The sequence below is a fragment of the Zobellella iuensis genome (assembly GCF_016746085.1).
Classification (GTDB): Bacteria; Pseudomonadota; Gammaproteobacteria; order Enterobacterales; family Aeromonadaceae; genus Oceanimonas; species Oceanimonas iuensis.
This window is the reverse complement of the sequence record NZ_JAERTZ010000032.1, coordinates 87,054-107,732: the sequence shown is the minus strand read 5'-3', so window position 1 is coordinate 107,732 and position 20,679 is coordinate 87,054. Positions and strand designations below refer to the sequence as shown.

The window sequence follows — 20,679 nt, the reverse complement described above, 5'->3', positions numbered from 1 at the left end:
TCCAGAGCCCGTTGCACTTTCCCGTGAATACCGAGGAACTGGCAACAACACATGGACCCCCGCCTGCGCGGGGGTGACGCCTTAAATACCTAAGAGCAGTCCTGAGCGAGCGCATTGCTACTACGATCTCATTCCCGCTCCCTGCCGCATTACTCCTTCACCACCAGGTCGCCCAGGTAGGGGAAGTCCATGGCGTTGACGATGGCCTCGGCCTCCAGGTTGTTGCGTGCGCCCCAGGCCAGGTTCTGCCAGTGCAGCGGCACGAAGGCGGCGTCGTCATAGAGGATGCGCTCGGCCTGCTGCAGCATGGCTTCCCGCTTGGGCAGGTCGGTTTCCAGGTTGGCCGCCTCGATCAGGCCGTCCAGCTTGGCATTGGCGTAATGGCCGCAGTTGTACTGGCCACGACCGGTTTCGTTGTTGCGGGTCATGGTCAGGAATTCCGAGAAGTTGGCAGTGTCCTCGGTGTCCGAGTGCCAGCCGATCATCAGCATGTCGGCGTCGCACTTGTCGAACTCGGGCCAGTACTGGGCCACCGGCATGGTCTTCAGATCCACCTCGATATTGATGCGCGCCAGCATCGCCTTCGCCGCCTCGGCGATACGGAAGTCGTTCACGTAGCGGTTGTTGGGGGCGATCATGCTGATCTTGAAGCCGTCTTTGTAGCCGGCCTCCTCCATCAGCTGCTTGGCCTTGTCCAGATCGAACAGCGGCACCAGTTCGGGGTTGTGGCCGAAGTAACCGGCGGGCGGCTGCTGGCCGGCGGTGGTGGCGAAGCCGCGCATGATGCGCTGGACTATGCCGTCCTGGTTGATGGCATAGTTCACCGCCTGGCGTACCCGCACGTCCTTGAACGGCTCGAAGCGGTCCTGGTTGAGCTGGAAGGTGATGATGCGGGTACCCGGCTCGGTCACCAGCTTGACGTTGGCGGCGGCCTTGACCCTGTCGTGATCGTTGGGGGACACCGGCTTGATAAAGTCCACGTCGCCGGCCAGCAGGGCGGCTACCCGGGTGGCGTCTTCCTTGATCGGCACCAGGGTAATCTTATCCACGTTGCCGGGGGAACCGGTGTCCCAGTAGTCGGCGTTGCGCTCGTATTCCACCTTCACGCCCTGCTGGCGGAACTTAAGCTTGAAGGGGCCGGTGCCCGACACCTGGGTGGAGGCGAAGGAGCTGCCGTGCTTGACCACTTCCGCCTTGTCCTTGCCGTCCTCGGTGGTGCCGCTGTAGAACTTGGAGTCCATCGGGAACAGGTAGGTCACTGTGTTCAGCACCAGCGGGAAGGGCCCTGTGGTCACCAGATCCACGGTGTGCTCATCCACCTTCACCGCCTCGGCGAAGGGCTCGAAGATGGCCTTGAAGTCGGGGGATTCCTTCAGCCGGTTGAAGGTCCAGATCACGTCGTCGGCGGTCAGCTCGTTGCCGCTGTGGAACTTGACGCCCTTGCGCAGGTGGAAGCGCATGGTCTCTTCGTCAAGACGCTCCCACTTCTCCGCCAGCCGGGGTTCGAAGTCGAAGTCCTTGGTCCAGCGCACCAGGGGGTCAAACAGCAGGTGGGACATTTCCAGGGTCTGGCCCGACAACTGCTCGTGGGGATCCATGGAGGTGGGATCCGAGTCGTAGGCGATGGTGATGTCCGCCGCCTGCAGGCTGAAGGCGAAACCGGCGGCAAGCAGCGCCGCTGTTACTTTGTTGAGTCCTTTTTTCATTTCACACTCCGTCGATGGGATTAGTTTTGGCCGGCGGCCACGTCTGAAATATCCAGACCTTCCCGGGACATGCCCTTGAACTCGGGCATCAGGGAAATCAGCGAGCGGCTGTAGGGATCCGCCGCCTTGGTAAAGAGCTGTTCGGTGGGTGCCACCTCCACCAGGGTGCCTTTTTTCATCACCCCGATGCGGTCGCACATCTGCCGGATCACCGGCAGATCGTGGCTGATAAACAGCATGGTGAGCTTGAGTTCATCCTGCAGATCCTTGAGCAGGTTCAGTATTTGTGCCTGCACCGAGACATCCAGCGCCGAGGTGGGCTCGTCGCAGATCAGCAGCCGCGGCCGGGTGGCCAGGGCCCGGGCGATGGAGATGCGCTGGCGCTGGCCGCCCGAGAACTCGTGGGGGAACTTGACCCCGGCGGCCCGGCCCAGGCCCACGTAGTCGAGCAGATCGGCGACGATGCCCCGGATTTGCGCCTCGCTCGAAGCCAGTTTGTGGAAGCGGATGGGCTCGGCGATGATGTCTTCCACCCGCATGCGCGGGTTGAGGGAGGAATAGGGGTTCTGGAACACCATCTGCATCTGCCGGCGCAGGGGGCGGCGCTCCTGCTCGCTCTTGATGGCGGTGAGCTCTATGCCCTCGAACCAGATCTTTCCGCTGTCGGGCGGATAGAGGCCGGTGATGGCGCGGGCGATGGTGGACTTGCCGGAGCCCGACTCCCCCACCAGGCCGAAGGTTTCCCCTTCGAAGATCTCGAAGCTGACGTCGTGGGTGGCCTGCAGGTACTCCCGGCGCGAGGGGAAGAAGGAATCCTTGGTCACGAAGCGCAGGTTGCAGTGCTCTACCCGCAGCAGGGCGCCCTGGTATTGCCGCTGATCCTGGCGCTGGCCCAGCCAGTGGGTTTTCAGATCCAGATGCACCATTTCCCTGGCGTCCTCGATATAGGACACCAGCGGGAAGCGCACCAGCTTGACGTCGGAACGGGGCACGGCGGAGATCAGGCTGCGGGTATAGGCGTGCTCGGGGCTGCCCAGCACCTTGGCGGTGGGGCCGATTTCCACCAGCCGGCCCCGGTACATCACCGCCACCCGATCGGTCACGTTCGACACCACGCCCATGTCGTGGGTGACCAGCATGCAGCCCACGTTGCGCTCCTTGCACAGGGTGCGGATGAGGCTGAGGATCTGATCCTGGATGGACACGTCCAGGGCGGTGGTGGGCTCATCGGCGATGATCAGCTCCGGATCGCACGACAGCGCGATGGCGATCACCACCCGCTGGCGCATGCCGCCGGAGAACTGGTGCGGATACTGTTTGATGCGCAGCTCGGGCTGGGGAATACCCACCGCGTCGAGCAGGGACACCGCCTTCTGCCGGGCCTGCTCACGGCTCAGTTCGGTATTGGCCAGCAGGGTCTCGACCATCTGGTATTCCACCGTGAACAGCGGATTGAGCGAAGTCATGGGATCCTGGAAGATAAAGCCGATACGCCGGCCACGCACGGCACGGATGGCGGCGGGCGGCAGCCCGGAGATCTTCTCGCCATCCAGGTAGACGTCGCCGCTGGCGATGCGCCCGGGCGGACTCAGCAGATCGATAACGGCGTTGCCGATGGTGGACTTGCCGGCGCCGGACTCGCCGACCACCCCGAGTATTTCACCCTTTTCGATATTGAAGGAAAGATCTTCGACGGCGGCCATGACGCCGTGGCGGGACGGATACTCGATCCGCAGGTGTTTCACTTCTAGCAGGGACATCTTCATCCTTAACCGGGGCAAGCCCCTCGATACCGCATCCTTTACCGGCGATGCCTGGGCATGCAACCGACGTCGTTCTGTATTGCCAGCGTGCTATGACAAAAGCCGTCCTGCACTTTACCCGGCAACAAGAAAGTAACATTTGAAAGTATTGTAAGCCCCTTTATGGAAAACTGAATCCCAGTTATCCGGATCTGGCTCACAAATTCAGCAACAAATTTCAAACATGATTCTTAATGCAGAATTTATGACTAACATTTCATATCAAGATAGATCAGCGCGAACCAAAAGAGAATAGAAACTTTGCTCTAAAAAGCAAGCGTGGAAGCATCCAAAGGTGATGTCGGCCAGGTAAAAACAGGTGGAAAACGTTTTCCCCACCTCGGAACTCGACCGGAATAATCCGATCCCGGCGAGATCCCAAAGCAATGGCAGTCAGCCGCGTGGAACAATGTCGCTCCCCATTGCCTGCAGGATCGCACGGTTGACACCGCGCCTTGGGGGTGGCTGCCCCAAAATCCGTCATGTCCGCGAAGGCGGGCATCCAAGGCAGGATGCACCGGCCCGGACGCTGGCGCCGGATCTGCAGACACGCATGGACTCCCGCCTGCGCGGGAGTGACGAGGGGGTGCGGGAGTGCCAGCATAAGACACGGGAATGATACCCGCTCCGTCTTGCCCGCGAAGGCGGGCATCCAGGGCAGGATGCACCGGCCCGGACGCTGGCGACGGACCTGCAGACACGCATGGACTCCCGCCTTCGCGGGAGTGACGAGGGGGCGCGGGAGTGACGAGAAGCCGCGGGGGTTACAAGAAGGCGGCCAGTAGCTGCAAGCAGGCCAGGGCGAACAGGCCGGCGATAACGTCGTCCAGCATGATGCCGAAGCCGCCGTGCACCTTACGGTCGAACCAGCGGATGGGCCAGGGCTTGATGATGTCGAAGAAGCGGAACAGCACGAAGCCGGCCGCAATCCAGCCCCAGCCCGCCGGGGCCGCTATCATGGTGATGCCGAAACCGATGATCTCGTCCCAGACGATGGCGCCGTGATCGTGCCGGCCGATGGCCCGGGTGGCCGCCTCGCAGATTTTGATGCCGGCCACGAAGCCCAGCACCAGCAGCCCCACATAGGCCCACAGCGGTAGCCCCTGCACCAGCAGGTAGAGGGGAATGGCCGCCAGGGTGCCCATGGTGCCGGGCATCACCGGGCTCAGGCCGGAGCCGAAGCCCAGGGCCAGCAAGTGCAGCGGGTTGGACAGCTTCAGCGCCGCCAGCTCGGGTTTTCTCATTCAGGCACTCCGAAAATGATCCCAGCTCTGGGCCTGCAGCCGGTAGGGCTTGCCCTCGGCCAGTAGCTCCACGCCGGGTTCGCCGGCCAGGATGCGGCCGACCCGGGTGAACTTGACCCCGCAGTGGGCCAGGGCCGTTTCCAGCTGGCCGCGGTGGGTTTCCGGCACGGTAAAGCACAGCTCGTAGTCCTCGCCGCCGGTCAGGGCCAGCTCCCAGCCCCGCTCCCGGGGAACGGACGCCTTCATGGCTTCGCTCAGGGGCAGTTGCTCCAGCTCCAGCTGGGCACGCACCCCGGAGGCGGCGGTGATATGGGCCAGGTCCCCGGCCAGGCCGTCGGAAATATCCAAAGCGCTGGAGGCGATATCGCGCAGCGCCTGGCCGGCCAGGATGCGGGGATGGGGGTGTTCGAACTTGGTGCGCACAAAGTCCAGGTGCTCGTCCGGCACCACGATATGGCCGAGCTGCTGCTGCAGGCCGAGGGCGGCATCGCCCAGGGTGCCGGTGACGTAGATGCCGTCGCCGACCCGGGCGCCATGGCGCCGCAGGCCCTTGCCTTCCGGCAGGGTGCCGTGCACCGTCACGGTAATGGACAAGGGCCCCTTGGTCATGTCGCCGCCCACCAGGGCCACGTTGTAATATTCCGCCAGCTCGAAGAAGCCGGCACAAAAGCCCTTGATCCAGCCTTCGTCGACCGCGGGCAGGGTCAGCGCCAGCGAAACCCAGCGCGGATCCGCGCCCATGGCCGCCAGATCCGAGAGGTTTACCGCCAGGGCCTTGTGGCCCAGGGCCAGCGGATCCATGTCCGCAAAGAAATGCACCCCGGCAACCAGGGTATCCGTGCTCACCGCCAGCCAGGTCTGGGGAGGTACCTGCAACAGGGCGCAGTCGTCTCCCGGCCCCATCAGTACGTCCTTGCGGCCGCTGTCGGCGGTAAAATAGTGTTTTATTATTTCAAATTCATTCATAGAAAATGAAAAGCCAGCGACTGCTGGCTTTTTCCCGATGCTTGTTGTTATTTTTTCAACTGCTTGACGACCTTATCGAGCACACCGTTCACGAACTTGTGGCTCTCTTCGGCGGCGAAGGCCTTGGCCAACTCGATGGCTTCGTTAATCACCACCCGATAAGGCACATCTTCACGCCGGGTCAGCTCGTAGGTGGCCAACCGCAGTACCGCCTTGTCCACCACGTCCAGCTCGGCGAGCGGACGGGACAGATAAGGGGAAAACACCGCGTCCAGCTCGGTGGCATGAACCGAGACCCCGAACAGCAGGTCACGGAAATAGTCCAGATCCACCCCTTTGGTGTCCTGCTCCAGCGCAAACTGCTGGGCGATATCGGCCACGTTATCCTTGGTCATTTGCCACTGATAGATGGCCTGGGTAGCGAGACGGCGGGCTTTGCGACGTTCAGACGGTTTCAATGCAGTACTCCTCTTAGTCCAGCTGCTGCAGGACGTTAATCATTTCAAGTGCGCTGAGGGCCGCTTCCGCGCCCTTGTTACCCGCCTTGGTGCCAGCACGCTCGATGGCTTGTTCAATGTTTTCGGTGGTGAGTACGCCGAAGGCGATGGGCACTTCGAATTCCATCATCACGCCGGCCATGCCCTTGCTGTTTTCGTTGGCCACCAGATCGAAGTGGTAGGTGCCGCCGCGGATCACGCAACCCAGCGCCACTATGGCGTCGTACTGGCCGCTCTTGGCTAGCTTCTTGCACACCAGAGGGATTTCAACGGCACCGGGTACCCGCACCAGGGTGATGTTGTCGTCCTTTACCAGGCCCTGACGCTTGAGCACGTCCAGGGCACCGGCGACCAGGCTGTCGTTGATAAAGCTGTTGAAACGGGCGACCACGATCGCCACCTTGGCCTCGGGCGCGGCCATCAGCCCTTCGATTACCTTCATGGGAATCCTTGTTTGAACAAAAGTGCGCACATTCTAGCACAACCAGAGATTGACAAAAGCCTGAGTCCGATTAAGGTCGCCGCCGGAACGTATATGCTGTTTATTACTACATTCCACCCCTTCGGCTATGCTCAATTCCCTGTCGACGCGGCTACGGTCAAAGCCCCATATGGGTGTGGAAAAAGCCGTCATGCCCGCGAAGGCGAGCATCCAGGGGCAGAGTGTGCCGCGCTCCTGGACTCCCGCCTTCGCGGGAGTGACAAAGAAGTAATGCGTAGCGCACAACGCCGGCTCTGCGTGGTTGGCGGAATTCCGCGACTGACGTCGTGATTACGGATTCAACACGACCGCGACACATGAAAATGTAGTAAAATTACAAAGATTCAGAAACCAAGCTTGATCCAGATCAACGGCCGCCTCCCCCCTCGGCAGTAGTCTGGATGCATACGGCAATGGCGCTGATGTACGGCCAACCAGAGCGTCGCCACCTGTTAGCGGAGGTTTTATGACAACGGTCAACAACAACGTAGAGCACGCCTGGCGTGGGTTCGGTGGGGAAAGCTGGAAAACGGAAGTCAAGGTACGCGACTTTATCCAGGCCAACTACAGCCCCTATGAAGGGGACGGCAGCTTCCTGACCGGTCCCACCCCGGCCACCCTGGCCCTGTGGGAGCAGGTGATGAACGGCATCGCCGAGGAAAACCGCACCCATGCCCCGCTCGACTTTGATACCAGCAATCCGTCCACCATCACCTCTCACGCCCCCGGCTACATCGACCGGGAGCTGGAGCAGGTGGTCGGCCTGCAGACCGAGGCACCGCTCAAGCGTGCCATCATGCCCTATGGCGGCGTACGCATGGTCGAGGCTTCCTGCCAGGCCTATGATCGCGAGCTGGATCCGCAGGTCAGCAAGGTGTTTTCCGACTACCGCAAGACCCATAACCAGGCGGTGTTCGATCTCTACACCAAGGACATCCTCAACTGCCGCAAGTCCGGGGTGCTCACCGGCCTGCCCGATGCCTATGGTCGCGGCCGCATCATCGGCGACTACCGCCGCTGCGCCCTCTACGGCGTGGACTTCCTGATCAAGGACAAAAAGGCCCAGATTGCCTCCACCCAGGCGGACCTGGAAACCGGGGTGGACCTGTCCCGCACCCTGCAGCTGCGCGAAGAGCTGGCCGAGCAGGTGCGCGCCCTGGCCGATCTCAAGACCATGGCCGCCGGCTACGGTTTCGACCTGGGCCGCCCCGCCGCCAATGCCAAGGAAGCGGTGCAATGGCTCTACTTCGCCTACCTGGCCGCCATCAAGTCCCAGAATGGTGCCGCCATGTCGCTGGGTCGCACTTCCAGCTTCCTCGATGTTTATATCGAGCGGGATCTGCGTGAAGGCGCCCTGACCGAGGCCCAGGCCCAGGAGCTGGTGGATCACTTCATCATGAAGCTGCGCATGGTGCGTTTCCTGCGTACCCCCGAGTACGACGAGCTGTTCTCCGGCGACCCCATCTGGGCCACCGAGTCCCTGGCCGGCATGGGCCTGGACGGCCGCCCCCTGGTCACCAAAAACAGCTTCCGCTACCTGCACAGCCTGTACAACATGGGCCCCAGCCCCGAGCCGAACCTGACCGTGCTCTGGTCCGAGCAACTGCCGCGGGCGTTCAAGGAATACGTGGCCAAGGTGTCCATCGACACCTCCGCCATCCAGTACGAAAACGACGATCTGATGCGCGCGGACTTCGACTCCGACGACTATGCCATCGCCTGCTGTGTCTCCCCCATGGTGATAGGCAAGCAGATGCAGTTCTTCGGCGCCCGCGCCAACCTGGCCAAGACCCTGCTCTACGCCATCAACGGCGGTGTGGACGAGAAGCTGAAAATCCAGATCGGCCCCAAGGCCGAGCCGCTCAAGGGCGAGGTGCTGGACTATGACCTGGTGATGAGCCGCCTCGACAGCCTGATGGACTGGCTGGCCACCCAGTACGTGACCGCCCTCAACGTGATCCACTACAGCCACGACAAGTACGCCTACGAGGCCATTCAGATGGCGTTCCACGACAAGGAGGTGGTGCGCACCATGGCCTGCGGCATCGCCGGGCTGTCGGTAACCGCCGATTCCCTGAGCGCCATCAAGTACGCCAGGGTGAAACCGGTGCGCGACGAATCCGGCCTGGCGGTGGATTTCGAGATAGAGGGCGACTTCCCCAAATTCGGCAACAACGACGACCGGGTGGACGACATCGCCTGCGATCTGGTGCGCCGCTTTATGGACAAGATCAAGGCCCATCCCTGCTACCGGGATGCCATTCCGACCCAGTCGGTGCTGACCATCACCTCCAACGTGGTGTACGGCAAGAAAACCGGCAACACCCCGGACGGCCGCCGTGCCGGCGAGCCCTTCGGCCCCGGTGCCAACCCCATGCACGGCCGGGACGAAAAAGGCGCCCTGGCGTCGCTGACCTCGGTGGCCAAGCTGCCCTTCAGCCACGCCAAGGACGGTATCTCCTACACCTTCTCCATAGTGCCGAAGGCGCTGGGCAAGGACAGTGAAGGCCAGCAACGCAACCTGGCGGCGCTGATGGACGGCTACTTCCATCACGAGGCCGGACGCGAGGGTGGCCAGCACCTCAACGTCAACGTGATGAACCGGGAGATGCTGCTCGACGCCATCGAGCATCCGGACAAGTACCCCCAGTTGACCATCAGGGTGTCGGGTTACGCGGTGCGCTTCAACGCCCTCACCCCCGAGCAGCAGCGGGATGTGATCACCCGGACCTTTACCGAGTCGATGTAAAAGACGGGGACTGGGGACTGGGGACTGGGGACTGGGGACTGGGGACTGGGGACTGGGGACTGGGGACTGGGGACTACAGTTATATCAGTGAAACAGACTGTCAGCCATTCTCCAGGCGGTCTCAAACAGACAACACCCAAGTCAAATCAGAAGGCCAAAGGGAGCGGCTCCGCCGACCGTCACATGCCAAGGATGGCATGTGCGAGCGTACAGGGAGGTATTTACAGCGTGTCGGCGGAGTTGGCCCTTTGGCCGACTTTCTCTTTAATGGCAAGCCATGCCGAAAATCCTGAACTCGGCATTTGGGCACGGCACCGACACTCCTGGGGAGGAACCATGGCCATTAGCGGACGAATCCATTCCACCGAAAGCTGCGCCACCGTCGACGGTCCCGGCATCCGCTTCCTGGTGTTTATGCAGGGCTGCCTGATGCGCTGCCTGTACTGCCATAACCGGGATACCTGGGATACCGACACCGGCCGCGAGGTCACGGTGGCCGAGCTGATGCCGGAGCTGTTGAGCTACCGGCCCTTTATGCAGGCCTCCGGCGGCGGCATTACCGTTTCCGGCGGCGAGCCCCTGCTGCAGCTGCCCTTCGTCACCGAGCTGTTCGAAGCCTGCAAGGCCCAGGGCCTGCACACCTGCCTGGACACCAACGGCTTCGTGCACCATCACGACGCCGTGCTCGACCGGCTGCTGAACAGCACCGATCTGGTGCTGCTCGATCTCAAGCATATCCGCGACGAACAGCATATCCCGCTGACCCAGGTCAGCAACCGCTTCGCCCTGGGGTTGGCCAGGTACCTGGCCGAACGGGGCCAGGCCATGTGGATCCGCCACGTGGTGGTGCCGGGCTGGAGCGACGATGAACACGACATCGATGCCCTGGGCCGCTTTGTCGCCAGCCTGGGCCCGGCGGTGGAAAAAGTGGAGCTGCTGCCCTACCACAACCTGGGCAGCCACAAATGGGCCAGCTTCGGCCAGGCCTATCCGCTGGCAGGGCTTATGCCGCCCGGCACCGAGAAAATGGTGGCGCTCAAGGCCATCATGGAACGCCATCACCCGATCGTATCCGTTTGAGATCCCATCTCGCGCTCGCAGCCAGGATTCGCGAGTGTGCAAACGCTCGCGAATGACATAGAGTAGACGATTCAGTTGCCATCGTAACTGTCGATGGCCATCACCTCCGCCCTGCCGGGCGATCTGTCTATATCGGGGTTTTGAGTATGTTGCCGGAACGGCGAGGCGATCTGTTCATTCTCACGGCCACCCTGCTGGCGTCCGCCGGCTGGCTGTTTTCCAAAGAAGCCCTCAACGGCCTGCCACCCGCCGGTTTCGTCGGCTGGCGTTTCCTGCTGGCCGCCCTGCTGTTGCTGCCCTTCTGCTGGCGACAGCTGCTGGCCATTCCCGCCGCCAACCTGCTCAAGGCCGGCGCCGTCGGCACCATCATGGGCATGAACCTGCTGTTCTGGATACTGGCGGTGTCCCACAGCGAGGGCATCGGCGAAGGGGCCTTTATCATGAGCCTGTCGATGCTGATGGTGCCGCTGGTGGCCTGGCTGCTGTTCAAGGAGCGCCCGGGGCGCGCCTTCTGGACCGCCCTGCCCATCGCCATGGCCGGTCTGTTCCTGCTCACCATGGGCAGCGGCCTCAGCCTGTCCCTCGGCCAGTTGCTGTTCCTGCTGGCGTCGCTGTCGATGGCGCTCTATTTCAACCTCAACAGCCGTTTCGCCCGCCGTATTCCGCCGGTGGCCCTGACCTTTCTGCACCTGGCGGTGACCGGGGTGATGAACCTGTTCTACTCTGCGCTGTTCGAGCAGTGGCCGGAGCAGATACCGTCCCAGACCTGGGGCTGGTTTGCCGCCAGCGTACTGCTGGCGACCTCGCTGCGCTTCGCCTGTCAGACCATGGGCCAGAAGTTCAGCAACGTGGTCAATGCCGCCATCATCATGATGCTGGAGCCGGTGTGGACGATATTGATCAGCGTGTTCTGGTATCACGAACCCATGCCGCCCCAGAAAATCGCGGGCTGCGTGTTGATCCTGCTGGCCCTGCTCAGCTACCGCAGCCGCAGCCTGCTGGCCTGGTACCGCACCAGGTGGAAGTGAACAAGCTCCCGCGGTTTGGGCCGAATCCATTCGACCCAAACCGCGGGAGCTTGTGGTGGAAGGTCCATGAAGTGGACCCTACGGCAGGCTCTGGTGCATCCTGTAGGGTCGAATTTATTCGACCAGGAGCAGCTCCGGGTATTCGGACGGTCGATTGAAACCGACCCTTGGGCCTTACGCCTTGGGAGCCAGCGGCTGAGCCGCGAACTCGATGCCGAGCCAGCCGGTTTTGATAAAGTTACGGATATTCTGGTGGTCCTGGCCCTCGGGGTTGCCGAGCACGTCGTCCCGGTAATAGCCACCGAAGCAGGCCAGGGTTTCCTCCTCGCTGAAGCCTTGCAGGCGGGCAAAGGCAAACAGCTTGCAGGAGCCGTTGTTCTGCCCCGCTTCATTGCTCAGTTCCCCGTTGGTAAAGGCGGTGGGGGTGAAGTCGTAGAGGCTGTCGATCAGGGCGATCACCTCGGCGAATTCGATTGCTTCGGGGGCCTGTTCCAGCCTGGCCTGCAGTTGCTTGATATTCATCAATGAGTTCCTTCAGTCATTGAGTGCCAGTATGCGGCACAAAAAACGGGAAATATCGGTAATCTCGGCGGCGCAGACGCTGTGCTCCATCGGATAGCTGTGATATTCGGGCAGGAGGCCCAGCAGCTCCAGCTCCCGGCAGGCCTTCTGCCCGAGCAGCTCGGGCACCACCGGATCCCGGCTGCCGTGCAGCACCTGCACCGGCAACTGCCGGTTGGCGTCATTGGGTTCCAGGCTGCCGGCGGTGGCAAAATAGGTGGACATGGCGATGAGGCCGCCCAGGGGCCGATCGAAGCCGAGCGCCGCCTCGTAGGCCACGGCGCCGCCCTGGGAAAACCCGGCCAGCACGATGCGGCGGCTGTCGATGCCCTGCCCGATTTGTTGTTCAATCAAGGCCTGCACCGCCCGGGCAGAGGCCCGCAGCTGGGCCTCGTCCACCTTGCGGTCTATCTCCATCGACAGGATGTCGTACCAGGCCGGCATCACGAAGCCGCCGTTGATGGTAACCGGAATGGCCGGCGCATGGGGAAAGATAAAACGTACCCGCAGTTCGGGCGGCAGCCCCAGCTCCGGCACTATGGGGGCGAAATCGTGGCCATCGGCCCCCAGGCCGTGCAGCCAGATCACACAGGCATCCGGCCGGGGGCCGGTTTCGCGTTCGATATAGGGCAGCATGGTTCAGGCTCCATCAAGGGGATAAAGGGTGATTTCCACCAGCAGCAGGGGCACCTCCGCGGCGGCCAGCTCCAGCGTTTCTCCGGCAGCCAGCACCCAGAGTTCGGGCTCGATGCCGTGACGATACAGCAGGCGGGCCCGGGGTCCCTCGCTGCGGTAGCGCTGGCCGGGCGCCAGCGGGCGCACCGCCAGCTCGGACCGGCCCCAGTCCCGGGCGGTCATCACATTGAAATCCAGGCACTCGTCGCCCAGCAGCCGGCAATTCACGGCGGTCTCGCCGCTGAATTGCAAGGGGATAAAGGGCTGGGTCAATCGCTGCAGCGAGCCGTTCATATCCAGTTCGAAGCCGGCGCCGTCCACCAGCATCAGGATACGCTCGATGCCGGGAAAGAAAGAAAAGGGGCCGCTCTGCCCCACCCGGGCCATGGACACCCGCAGCACAAAGTCCTCCTCCTGTGCCGCGGGCAGCCGGTACAGTTCCCGGGTGGTGCCACCGCCGTTTTTCCAGGGCATGTCGACAAAATCCGCCGCCCCCAATCGCTTTGCCATCTGTTGATTCCACTTATGCGCTTGTCAAAAAGGAAGTCCCGGTCAGGGCGTCGCTACCTGCAGCCGGTCCCGGCCGCTGCGCTTGGCCAGAATCAGCTCGTTGTCGGCCCGGTTGATGGTTCTGTCCAGCGCCTCATCGGGCCGGTAGGCCGTGAGCCCCACGCTCACGCTGAGCAGCAACTGCTCGTCGATGTCCGCCAGGCGCAGGCTGCGCACCGCCTGCATGATGCGGTCGATCAACTGCCGGGCCGGCTCCAGGCCGGTATCCGGCAGCAGCAGCACGAATTCCTCTCCGCCCCAACGGGCACAGAGATCATAACCGCGCAACTGCGCGGAAATGGCCTGGGCCAGCAGGCACAGTACCCGGTCGCCCACGTCGTGACCGAAGACATCGTTGATCCGCTTGAAATGGTCCACATCCAGCATCGCCAGACAGAAGGGCGTCCCCCCGCGCCGGCAGCGTTCCTGCTCTTCTTCCAGCCGAGCCATCAGCAACCGCCGATTGGCCAGGCCGGTCAGCGGGTCGCGCAACGCCGCCTGCCTGAGTTGATCGTTGAGCTCCAGCAGGCTGCGCTGGTAACGATCGGAAATGCGGGTGATCTTCTCCAGCCGCCGCAGCTGCTTGTCGTACTGTTGCAGCAGATCTTCGGTCCGGGAGCGTGCCATGTCGTAGCTGCAGTCGGCAATGCGCAGCAATCGCTCCAGCCGGATGCGGTGCTCCCGATCCCGGGCCAGCAAGGCTTCCAGCACCGGCCGCAACGGGTTGTCCCTGTGTTCGGGAGCGACCAGCAGCCGTTCCAGCTCGGCGTCGTCGGGCAGTCGGCTAGTCATGGGGCAGGATATCGAAGGGGAAACTGCAGTCTTCCTTGAACTCCTCGGCCAGCTCCACCACCCGCTCGTTGTCCGGATCGTAAAACCATTGCACCCGCACCTTTTTGCCCCGGCCAGTGGCGGCTTCCAGCAGGTCGAAGATGTCCATCATCGCTTTCACGCTGCTGGTGTTCATGTAGATGAGCCTAAGCTCCAGGCGCAGCGGGCGCTCGGCCTGTGCCAGAAACTGTTCCACCCACTCGATCACCTCGTTGAAGAATTCGAATGAGTTCTCCGGGTAGGAATCGCCGCTCATGGCGACCACGCCGGTATCCGGGTTACAGAGAATGTCCGGGGTGGATCGGGTACCTGTGATATTCAACGACTTCATAGCTAATTCCGGGTTCACGCTCATATTACCGCCAATAAACTGAAAAACCCCCGGCCTTCGCCGGTGTCCACCAGCTTGGCCGTCATCGGCCGGGAAGATTTCCTGGCCACGTCCAGCAGGCCCAGGCCGGCACCGGTGCCGCTGTCTTCCGCCCTCGGCTGGCGCAGCTGGGTCTTGTAGGCCGCCTTCAGCGCCGCCTTGTCCATGCCGGCCAGTTGCTCGATGCGCCGGCACAGGGCCCGGCCATCGGCCAGCTCGACCCGGTTGCCCGCCAGCACCATATAATGACCTTCATCGCCCCGCGCCACCACCACGGTGGCGGAGCCGTCGCGCTCGCTGTAGCCCATGCGGCCGGCGTAATGGCGGATGTTCTGGGTCAGTTCGATATAAACCCCGAATACATCCATGGCCGCGGCAGGCAGGGCATTCTCCGCCTGCAGGTAGTTGCGCAGGGCATTGCCGATTTCCTCGATAAGACTACGGGAAATGGGACCGTTGAAACAGAGCAGTATCTGGTTTTCGTTGAATTGCTCCCGGATCGAAAGCAGGTCTATGGCTGGCATCGGAATCCCTCGTTCAGCATGCGTCGATTTTAAAGGCGAGCAGGGTGATGTCGTCCCGCTGCGGATGGCTGCCCCTGTAGTCGTCCAGCGCCTGGCGCAGCGCCTCGGCCTGCTCCGCCAGGGGCAACCGGGAGTGGGTACGCAGCAGCTCCCGGAAGCGGCTGCCGCCCAGGCCAAATCCCTTGGCGCCGCCGGCCTGATCCAGGTAGCCGTCGGTGGCCAGGTAGTAGATATGGTCGGCGCTCAGGTGGACACGGCTATCCTCGAAGCGGGCGTCGCGCCTGTCCAGCAGGGTCCGCCGACTGCCCTTGCACTCCTCCACCTGCTCGCCGTCGCTGTAATAGAGCGACATCTTGGCGCCGGCAAACACCAGTTGGCCCGCGCCCGGGTCTACGCTGGCCAGCCCCACGTCCATATTGGTGGCCAGGCCCCGCGGCAGATCACAGTCCTGCAGCATGCCGCGCAGGGTACTATCGGCCAACTGGAGTATGGCCGCCGGCGAGGCGAGGCCCTGTTCGCGGATGGCGTGATCCAGCGCCGCCCGGGCCAGCATGGTCATCAGCGCGCCCGGCACCCCGTGGCCGGCGCAGTCCACCACCCCCACCAGGAAACGTCCCTCCTCGCCGGGATGGAACAGGTAGAAGTCGCCGCCCACCACGTCCCGCGGATGCCAGAGCACGAAATGGTGCTCGCCCAGCACCTGGGTCAGTTGCTGATCGGGCAGTATGGCGCGCTGGATCAGGCTGGCGTAGTCGATGGAATCGTTGATCTGCTGGTGGGCCTGGCGCATCTGGATATTGGCCTCTTCCAGCTCTCGGGTGCGGCTCTGCACCTTCTGCTCCAGCTCTTCGGTATGGCTGCGCACCTTCTCCGCCATCACCCCGAAGGCCTGGCTGAGATCACCGATTTCATCCCCCGAGGACGGCGGCAGGGAGACATCATAACGGCCCTGGGCGATGGCGGTGGCCGAGCCCTGCAGCCGGCGCAGGGGCCTGAGCATGATCCTGTCCACCGCGTAGACCAGGGCCAGCAGCAGCACCGCCAGCATGACGACGAAGGCCGCGAGGGCGCTGTTGACAAAGCCGGCCTCCAGCACCTGGGCCGCGTTCATGTCCACGGCGGTTACCAGGTACCAGCCCAGCTCGGGGATGAAACTCACCGCCAGCAACTGGCGCCGCCCGTCCAGGCTGAACCAGCCGGTACCGACGGCGTCGGGGGCCGACGCGGCCTCGCGCATCAGTTGTCCCAGGCGTTCGCCCTCGGCCGCTGAGCCGAGCAGCTCGGGCAGGGTACGCTGCTCACCGCGGATGCCGGCGGCCGAGCCCAGGGCGATGAGATCAGGGTCCGGATGGGCCTGGAAGGCACCCCGGTCGTCGATGATCATGGGCGTCACCCCCAGCTCCTCGGTGGCGATGAACTCCTGGATAAAGCGGGTGAGATCGATGCCGGTACCGGCCAGGCCGAGGGGACGCCCCTCTTCCTCCACCAGCACGTTCAGCCACACCCGGGTGGTGCCGAGGCGGCTGTCGCGGTTGACGTTGATATTGAGCTTGTCGCCGCTGGCCAGGATATTGAAAAACCATTGGTCGTCGGCGCTGTCGGGGTCGAGCCGGTACTGGGGAGCACCGGTAAAGGGCTTGTCCGGCTCCCGGTAGTAGTAGTCGCGGCTGCCGGCGCTGATCAGGAAGTAGGAGTGGCTGCTGAAATCAGTGGCGAAGCCTTCGGCCTCCCGGAACAGCAGGGCCTTGCCGGCCTCATCCGCCTCGTTCCGCAACCATTGGCGGGTCAGCACGGAATCGGCGAAGCGCCGGGCCAGGGCCAGATCCCGGGACAGGGGCACCAGCAGGTTCTGTCGGTTGAGCTGGGTGAAATTGCGCGCATAGGCCTGGCCGAAGTGCTCCTGCACCGAGGCCAGCATCCGCCAGCCGATGCCGCCGGCCGGGACGAAGGCCAGCAGACAGGCAACCAACAACGCGAGCACGGATTTTGCCCTGAGTCCCCTCCCCCAGATGGCCATCTGCTTCTCCTGTTACCTTGCTTGGCTATTCCTTTGGTGGTGGCGGCCATTGTTGCCCCATCCGGGCCAAAACTCAATCGACGCCGAATAAAAAGCCCGCTGGGAGCGGGCCTTGTCACCACCGTCGGCCGTCAGTCGGTGATATAGTCCACCACTTCCAGGCCGAAGCCGGACAGGGCATGGTAGCGCTTGGGCGAGCTCAGCAGCCGCATCTTGCCCACACCCATGGCGCGCAGGATCTGGGAGCCCACGCCCACCCGGCGGGAGGTGCCCTGCCACTTGGCACCCTCGGGCCGCTCGCCCCGGTCCACCGCCTCGAAGGTGCGCACCAGGGACAGCAGGTGATCCGGGGTTTCCTCTTTGCCGAGGATCACCAGCACCCCGCCTTCTTCGGCGATGCGGGCCATGGACTTGGTCAACGGCCAGGTGCGCGCGGCGTGGCGGTCGGTCATCAGCACGTCGGTCAGCACGTCGTGGATATGCACCCGCACCAGGGTCGGCTGCTCGGCCTGGATCTCGCCCTTCTTCAGGGCGAAGTGCACCTGATTGTCGATGGTGTCGCGGAAGGTGACCAGCTCGAAATCGCCGTATTCGGTAGGCAGATGGCAGCGGGCCACCTGCTCTATGGTGGTTTCGTTCTGGTTGCGGTATTCGATCAGATCGGCGATGGTGCCGAGCCTGATGCCGTGCTGCTCGGCGAACGTCTCCAGATCCGGGCGACGGGCCATGGTGCCGTCTTCGTTCAGGATCTCGACGATCACCGCCGCCGGCTCCAGCCCCGCCAGCCGTGCCAGGTCGCAACCGGCCTCGGTATGGCCGGCGCGGGTCAGCACGCCGCCGTTCTGGGCCTTGAGCGGGAAGATGTGGCCCGGCTGCACCAGGTCCGCCGCCTTGGCGTCCTTGGCCACCGCCGCCTGCACGGTACGGGCCCGGTCGGCGGCGGAAATGCCGGTGGTCACCCCTTCCGCCGCCTCGATGGACACGGTGAAGGCGGTGGAGAACTGCTCGGTATTGCGACTGACCATCAGCGGCAGATCCAGCTGGCGGCAACGGGCCTCGGTCAGGGTCAGGCAGATCAGCCCCCGGCCGAACTTGGCCATAAAGTTGATGTCTTCCGGCCGCACATGCTCGGCGGCCATGATCAGGTCGCCTTCATTCTCCCGGTCTTCGTCATCCATCAGGATGACCATTTTGCCCTGACGGAGGTCGTCGATGATTTCCTGGGTACTGCTTAAGGCCATGGTGTTCTCCCTTTGTTATTTCACGAAACCGCTGGCAGCCAGGGTGGCCAGGGTCAATCCGCTTTGTTGTGATTCAGGCGCACCAGTCAGCAGGCGTTCCAGATAGCGGGCAATGATATCCACCTCCAGGTTGACACGCCGGCCCAATTGCCAGTCGTCCAGGGTGGTTTCTTGTAATGTATGGGGTACCAGGGTCAGTTTAAAGGCCGCCCCCGTTACCGCGTTCACCGTCAGGCTAATGCCGTCCACGGTGATGGAGCCTTTCTCGGCGATATAACGGGCCAGCTCTCCCGGCGCCTCCACCCACAACTCCAGGCTGCTGCCAAGCAGGGTGCGACGCACCACCTTGCCCACGCCGTCCACATGGCCGGACACTATGTGGCCGCCCAGCCGGCTGGTGGGCAGCAGTGCCTTTTCCAGGTTGACCGCCTGCCCGGCCCGGTAGTCGGCGAAGCCGGTACGGCTGATGGTTTCACCGGACACGTCGGCGCAATAGTAGTCCTTGCCCAGTTCGGTGACGGTGAGGCAGACCCCGTTGGTGGCGATGGAATCCCCCAGCTTGACGTCGGACAGGTCCAGCCTGGGACAATGGATCCTGATCACCGACTCATTGCCCTTGCGGCTGATGGCGGCAAGCTTGCCCGTGGCTTCAACAATACCGGTAAACATCAGTTTTTTACCCTTGCGGTCAGTTTGAGATCATCGCCCACCCGGCGGCAGTCCCGCCATTCCAGGGAGGGCACCTGGGTCATGGCGGTCAGTTCCGGCATGGCGAACAGGCCGCGGGCGCCGTCGCCCATCAGCTTGGGTGCCTGGTAGAGCACCAGTTCATCCACCAGCCCCTGGCCGAGCAGGGCGCCGCACAGGCGGGCCCCCGCCTCCACCCAGAGCTGGTTGAGCTGGCGCCGGCCCAGTTCGTCGAGCAACAGCGGCAAGTCGAGCTTGCCGTTTCCGGCCAGCGGCAGCACGCATTCTTCCACCTGTTGCGGGAAACCGCCGCTCACCCGGCCGCGCAGCAGCAGTATGGGGCCGGGCACCGCAAAGAGCCGCAACCCGGGCTGAAGCCGGTTCTGGGTATCGACGATCACCCGCAGCGGCTGGCGTAGGCTCGGTTCGGGATAGCGGGCCCGTACCGAGTCGGGCAGCTCGCTCCAGCGCACATTCAGCGCCGCATCGTCGGCCAGCACGGTGTCGGCCCCGGACAGCACGGCGCAGCTCAGGGCCCGATGCCGTTGTACATCCCGGCGGGCGGCGGGGCCGGTAATCCATTGGCTTTCGCCATTGGCCAGCGCGGTGCGCCCGTCCAGGCTGGCGGCCAGCTTGACGGTCACGAAGGGCCGGCCGGAGCGCATCCGGTGCAGAAAGCCCACATTGACCGCTTCGGCCGAGGCTGCCATCAGCCCCGCCTCAACCGCGATGCCGGCCTCGCGCAGCATGGCCAGGCCTCGCCCGGCCACCTGGGGGTTGGGATCCACCGACGCCGCCACCACCCGGGCCACACCGGCGTCGATCAGCCCCTGGGCACAGGGCGGGGTGCGACCGTGATGGGAGCAGGGCTCCAGGGTGACGTAGGCGGTGGCGCCGCGCGCGCGCGCGCCGGCCTGGCGCAGGGCAAAGACTTCGGCATGGGGTCCGCCGGCTTGCTGGTGGTAGCCTTCCCCCACCAGTTCGCCGTTATTGACGATGACCGAGCCCACCGCCGGATTGGGGCTGGTGGTAAAACGCCCGCGACGGGCCAGCTCAAGCGCCCTGGCCATCCAGCGCGCATCTTGGTTGTTCAGCACTTATTGCTCCAGACGGGCTATTTCCTCGCCGAATTGGCGCAGATCCTCGAAACAGCGATATACGGAGGCGAATCGGATATAGGCGACCTTGTCGAGCTGCTTGAGCTCTTCCATCACCAGGTTGCCGACCAGCTCGGACTTGACTTCCCGCTCGCCGGTGGCGCGCAGTTGGGACTTGATACGGCTGATGGCCTGTTCGATGGCCTCGGTACTGACCGGACGCTTTTCCAGCGCCCGCTGCATGCCGGCTTCCAGCTTGTCTTCGTTGAAGGGCTCGCGGATGCCGGTGGTCTTGATGATCCGGGGCATCACCAGTTCGGCGGTTTCGAAGGTGGTGAACCGTTCCCTGCAGGCATTGCATTCCCGCCGGCGGCGTACCTGCAACCCCTCGCCCACCAGTCGGGAGTCGATAACCTTGGTTTCGGTTGCGTTACAGAAGGGGCAATGCATGATGCCTCCGCGGAGCCGGCGATGGCCCTAGTGTAAAGAAGCGGGCTGGAGATTGCCAGTGGGACGGGGACTGGGGATTAGGGACTGGGGATTAACCAGTCCCTAATCCCCAGTCCCTAATCCC

Annotated in this window: 20 protein-coding genes; 3 read left to right on the top strand and 17 right to left on the bottom strand. The window is 63.4% G+C overall.

Annotated features, from left to right (window positions below; genetic code table 11):
- Positions 1-149 precede the first annotated feature (149 nt).
- The 6 genes from JKV55_RS18205 to ribH all read right to left on the bottom strand — a co-directional run bounded on the left by JKV55_RS18205 (position 150) and on the right by ribH (position 6,657).
- Complete coding sequence (locus tag JKV55_RS18205) at positions 150-1,706, bottom strand: ABC transporter substrate-binding protein (protein ID WP_202088389.1); 1,557 nt, start codon at positions 1,704-1,706, stop codon at positions 150-152.
- 20 nt (positions 1,707-1,726) lie between these two features.
- Entirely contained in the window at positions 1,727-3,466 is a 1,740-nt protein-coding gene (locus tag JKV55_RS18200) for a dipeptide ABC transporter ATP-binding protein (protein ID WP_202088387.1), read from the bottom strand.
- A gap of 806 nt (positions 3,467-4,272) precedes the next feature.
- On the bottom strand, positions 4,273-4,752 hold the full coding sequence (locus JKV55_RS18195) for a phosphatidylglycerophosphatase A (protein WP_202088384.1): 480 nt from the start codon (positions 4,750-4,752) through the stop codon (positions 4,273-4,275).
- The gene (thiL, locus tag JKV55_RS18190; RefSeq protein WP_202088382.1) at positions 4,753-5,718 is read right to left on the bottom strand and encodes a thiamine-phosphate kinase; all 966 of its coding nucleotides are present in this window, start codon (positions 5,716-5,718) and stop codon (positions 4,753-4,755) included.
- Positions 5,719-5,765: 47 nt separating this feature from the next.
- Positions 5,766-6,176 carry a transcription antitermination factor NusB gene (nusB, locus tag JKV55_RS18185; RefSeq protein WP_202088380.1) on the bottom strand — a complete coding sequence of 137 codons (411 nt, stop codon included), beginning with the start codon at positions 6,174-6,176 and terminating at the stop codon, positions 5,766-5,768.
- 13 nt (positions 6,177-6,189) lie between these two features.
- Positions 6,190-6,657 carry a 6,7-dimethyl-8-ribityllumazine synthase gene (gene ribH / locus JKV55_RS18180; protein ID WP_202088378.1) on the bottom strand — a complete coding sequence of 156 codons (468 nt, stop codon included), beginning with the start codon at positions 6,655-6,657 and terminating at the stop codon, positions 6,190-6,192.
- A 505-nt stretch (positions 6,658-7,162) separates the two neighbouring features.
- On the opposite strand from ribH, the gene pflB reads away from it, so the two are divergent.
- The 3 genes from pflB to JKV55_RS18165 all read left to right on the top strand — a co-directional run bounded on the left by pflB (position 7,163) and on the right by JKV55_RS18165 (position 11,553).
- On the top strand, positions 7,163-9,445 hold the full coding sequence (gene pflB, locus JKV55_RS18175; RefSeq protein WP_202088376.1) for a formate C-acetyltransferase: 2,283 nt from the start codon (positions 7,163-7,165) through the stop codon (positions 9,443-9,445).
- Between the two features lie 336 nt (positions 9,446-9,781).
- Positions 9,782-10,525, top strand: coding sequence for a pyruvate formate lyase 1-activating protein (gene pflA / locus JKV55_RS18170; protein WP_202088374.1), 744 nt, complete (start codon positions 9,782-9,784; stop codon positions 10,523-10,525).
- Positions 10,526-10,671: 146 nt separating this feature from the next.
- Positions 10,672-11,553, top strand: a complete 882-nt coding sequence (locus JKV55_RS18165) for a DMT family transporter (protein ID WP_202088372.1) — start codon at positions 10,672-10,674, stop codon at positions 11,551-11,553.
- Positions 11,554-11,727: 174 nt separating this feature from the next.
- On the opposite strand, the gene JKV55_RS18160 is transcribed toward JKV55_RS18165, so the two are convergent.
- The 11 genes from JKV55_RS18160 to nrdR all read right to left on the bottom strand — a co-directional run bounded on the left by JKV55_RS18160 (position 11,728) and on the right by nrdR (position 20,555).
- On the bottom strand, positions 11,728-12,075 hold the full coding sequence (locus JKV55_RS18160; RefSeq protein WP_202088370.1) for a HopJ type III effector protein: 348 nt from the start codon (positions 12,073-12,075) through the stop codon (positions 11,728-11,730).
- A gap of 12 nt (positions 12,076-12,087) precedes the next feature.
- On the bottom strand, positions 12,088-12,750 hold the full coding sequence (locus JKV55_RS18155; protein ID WP_202088368.1) for an alpha/beta hydrolase: 663 nt from the start codon (positions 12,748-12,750) through the stop codon (positions 12,088-12,090).
- 3 nt (positions 12,751-12,753) lie between these two features.
- Complete coding sequence (locus tag JKV55_RS18150; RefSeq protein ID WP_202088366.1) at positions 12,754-13,299, bottom strand: HutD/Ves family protein; 546 nt, start codon at positions 13,297-13,299, stop codon at positions 12,754-12,756.
- Between the two features lie 42 nt (positions 13,300-13,341).
- A complete protein-coding gene (gene siaD, locus JKV55_RS18145) occupies positions 13,342-14,130 on the bottom strand; it encodes a biofilm regulation diguanylate cyclase SiaD (protein WP_202088364.1) in 789 nt (262 codons plus the stop codon).
- On the bottom strand, positions 14,123-14,500 hold the full coding sequence (siaC, locus tag JKV55_RS18140; RefSeq protein WP_202088355.1) for a biofilm regulation phosphoprotein SiaC: 378 nt from the start codon (positions 14,498-14,500) through the stop codon (positions 14,123-14,125). The genes siaD and siaC overlap by 8 nt, the downstream gene beginning before the upstream one ends.
- A 20-nt stretch (positions 14,501-14,520) precedes the next feature.
- Complete coding sequence (gene siaB / locus JKV55_RS18135; protein WP_202088353.1) at positions 14,521-15,063, bottom strand: biofilm regulation protein kinase SiaB; 543 nt, start codon at positions 15,061-15,063, stop codon at positions 14,521-14,523.
- A gap of 13 nt (positions 15,064-15,076) precedes the next feature.
- A complete protein-coding gene (siaA, locus tag JKV55_RS18130) occupies positions 15,077-17,080 on the bottom strand; it encodes a biofilm regulation protein phosphatase SiaA (protein WP_202088349.1) in 2,004 nt (667 codons plus the stop codon).
- A gap of 131 nt (positions 17,081-17,211) precedes the next feature.
- A complete protein-coding gene (gene ribBA, locus JKV55_RS18125) occupies positions 17,212-18,321 on the bottom strand; it encodes a bifunctional 3,4-dihydroxy-2-butanone-4-phosphate synthase/GTP cyclohydrolase II (RefSeq protein ID WP_202088345.1) in 1,110 nt (369 codons plus the stop codon).
- Positions 18,322-18,336: 15 nt separating this feature from the next.
- A complete protein-coding gene (locus tag JKV55_RS18120; RefSeq protein ID WP_202088344.1) occupies positions 18,337-18,990 on the bottom strand; it encodes a riboflavin synthase in 654 nt (217 codons plus the stop codon).
- Positions 18,990-20,105 (bottom strand): bifunctional diaminohydroxyphosphoribosylaminopyrimidine deaminase/5-amino-6-(5-phosphoribosylamino)uracil reductase RibD, encoded by a 1,116-nt coding sequence (gene ribD, locus JKV55_RS18115; protein ID WP_369409664.1) that lies wholly within the window; start codon positions 20,103-20,105, stop codon positions 18,990-18,992. Before ribD ends, JKV55_RS18120 begins: the two co-directional genes overlap by 1 nt.
- Positions 20,106-20,555, bottom strand: coding sequence for a transcriptional regulator NrdR (gene nrdR / locus JKV55_RS18110; RefSeq protein WP_202088343.1), 450 nt, complete (start codon positions 20,553-20,555; stop codon positions 20,106-20,108).
- Positions 20,556-20,679 lie beyond the last annotated feature (124 nt).

Bases quoted from the DNA above. Each gene is read 5' to 3' on its own strand.
- JKV55_RS18205 (WP_202088389.1), bottom strand. From the start codon at position 1,706: ATGAAAAAAGGACTCAACAAAGTAACAGCGGCGCTGCTTGCCGCCGGT.
- ribH (WP_202088378.1), bottom strand. From the start codon at position 6,657: ATGAAGGTAATCGAAGGGCTGATGGCCGCGCCCGAGGCCAAGGTGGCG.
- JKV55_RS18195 (WP_202088384.1), bottom strand. From the start codon at position 4,752: ATGAGAAAACCCGAGCTGGCGGCGCTGAAGCTGTCCAACCCGCTGCAC.
- siaD (WP_202088364.1), bottom strand. From the start codon at position 14,130: ATGACTAGCCGACTGCCCGACGACGCCGAGCTGGAACGGCTGCTGGTC.
- JKV55_RS18120 (WP_202088344.1), bottom strand. From the start codon at position 18,990: ATGTTTACCGGTATTGTTGAAGCCACGGGCAAGCTTGCCGCCATCAGC.
- JKV55_RS18165 (WP_202088372.1), top strand. From the start codon at position 10,672: ATGTTGCCGGAACGGCGAGGCGATCTGTTCATTCTCACGGCCACCCTG.
- siaB (WP_202088353.1), bottom strand. From the start codon at position 15,063: ATGCCAGCCATAGACCTGCTTTCGATCCGGGAGCAATTCAACGAAAAC.
- siaC (WP_202088355.1), bottom strand. From the start codon at position 14,500: ATGAAGTCGTTGAATATCACAGGTACCCGATCCACCCCGGACATTCTC.
- thiL (WP_202088382.1), bottom strand. From the start codon at position 5,718: ATGAATGAATTTGAAATAATAAAACACTATTTTACCGCCGACAGCGGC.
- JKV55_RS18200 (WP_202088387.1), bottom strand. From the start codon at position 3,466: ATGTCCCTGCTAGAAGTGAAACACCTGCGGATCGAGTATCCGTCCCGC.
- siaA (WP_202088349.1), bottom strand. From the start codon at position 17,080: ATGGCCATCTGGGGGAGGGGACTCAGGGCAAAATCCGTGCTCGCGTTG.
- JKV55_RS18160 (WP_202088370.1), bottom strand. From the start codon at position 12,075: ATGAATATCAAGCAACTGCAGGCCAGGCTGGAACAGGCCCCCGAAGCA.
- JKV55_RS18155 (WP_202088368.1), bottom strand. From the start codon at position 12,750: ATGCTGCCCTATATCGAACGCGAAACCGGCCCCCGGCCGGATGCCTGT.
- nrdR (WP_202088343.1), bottom strand. From the start codon at position 20,555: ATGCATTGCCCCTTCTGTAACGCAACCGAAACCAAGGTTATCGACTCC.
- JKV55_RS18150 (WP_202088366.1), bottom strand. From the start codon at position 13,299: ATGGCAAAGCGATTGGGGGCGGCGGATTTTGTCGACATGCCCTGGAAA.
- ribBA (WP_202088345.1), bottom strand. From the start codon at position 18,321: ATGGCCTTAAGCAGTACCCAGGAAATCATCGACGACCTCCGTCAGGGC.
- pflA (WP_202088374.1), top strand. From the start codon at position 9,782: ATGGCCATTAGCGGACGAATCCATTCCACCGAAAGCTGCGCCACCGTC.
- pflB (WP_202088376.1), top strand. From the start codon at position 7,163: ATGACAACGGTCAACAACAACGTAGAGCACGCCTGGCGTGGGTTCGGT.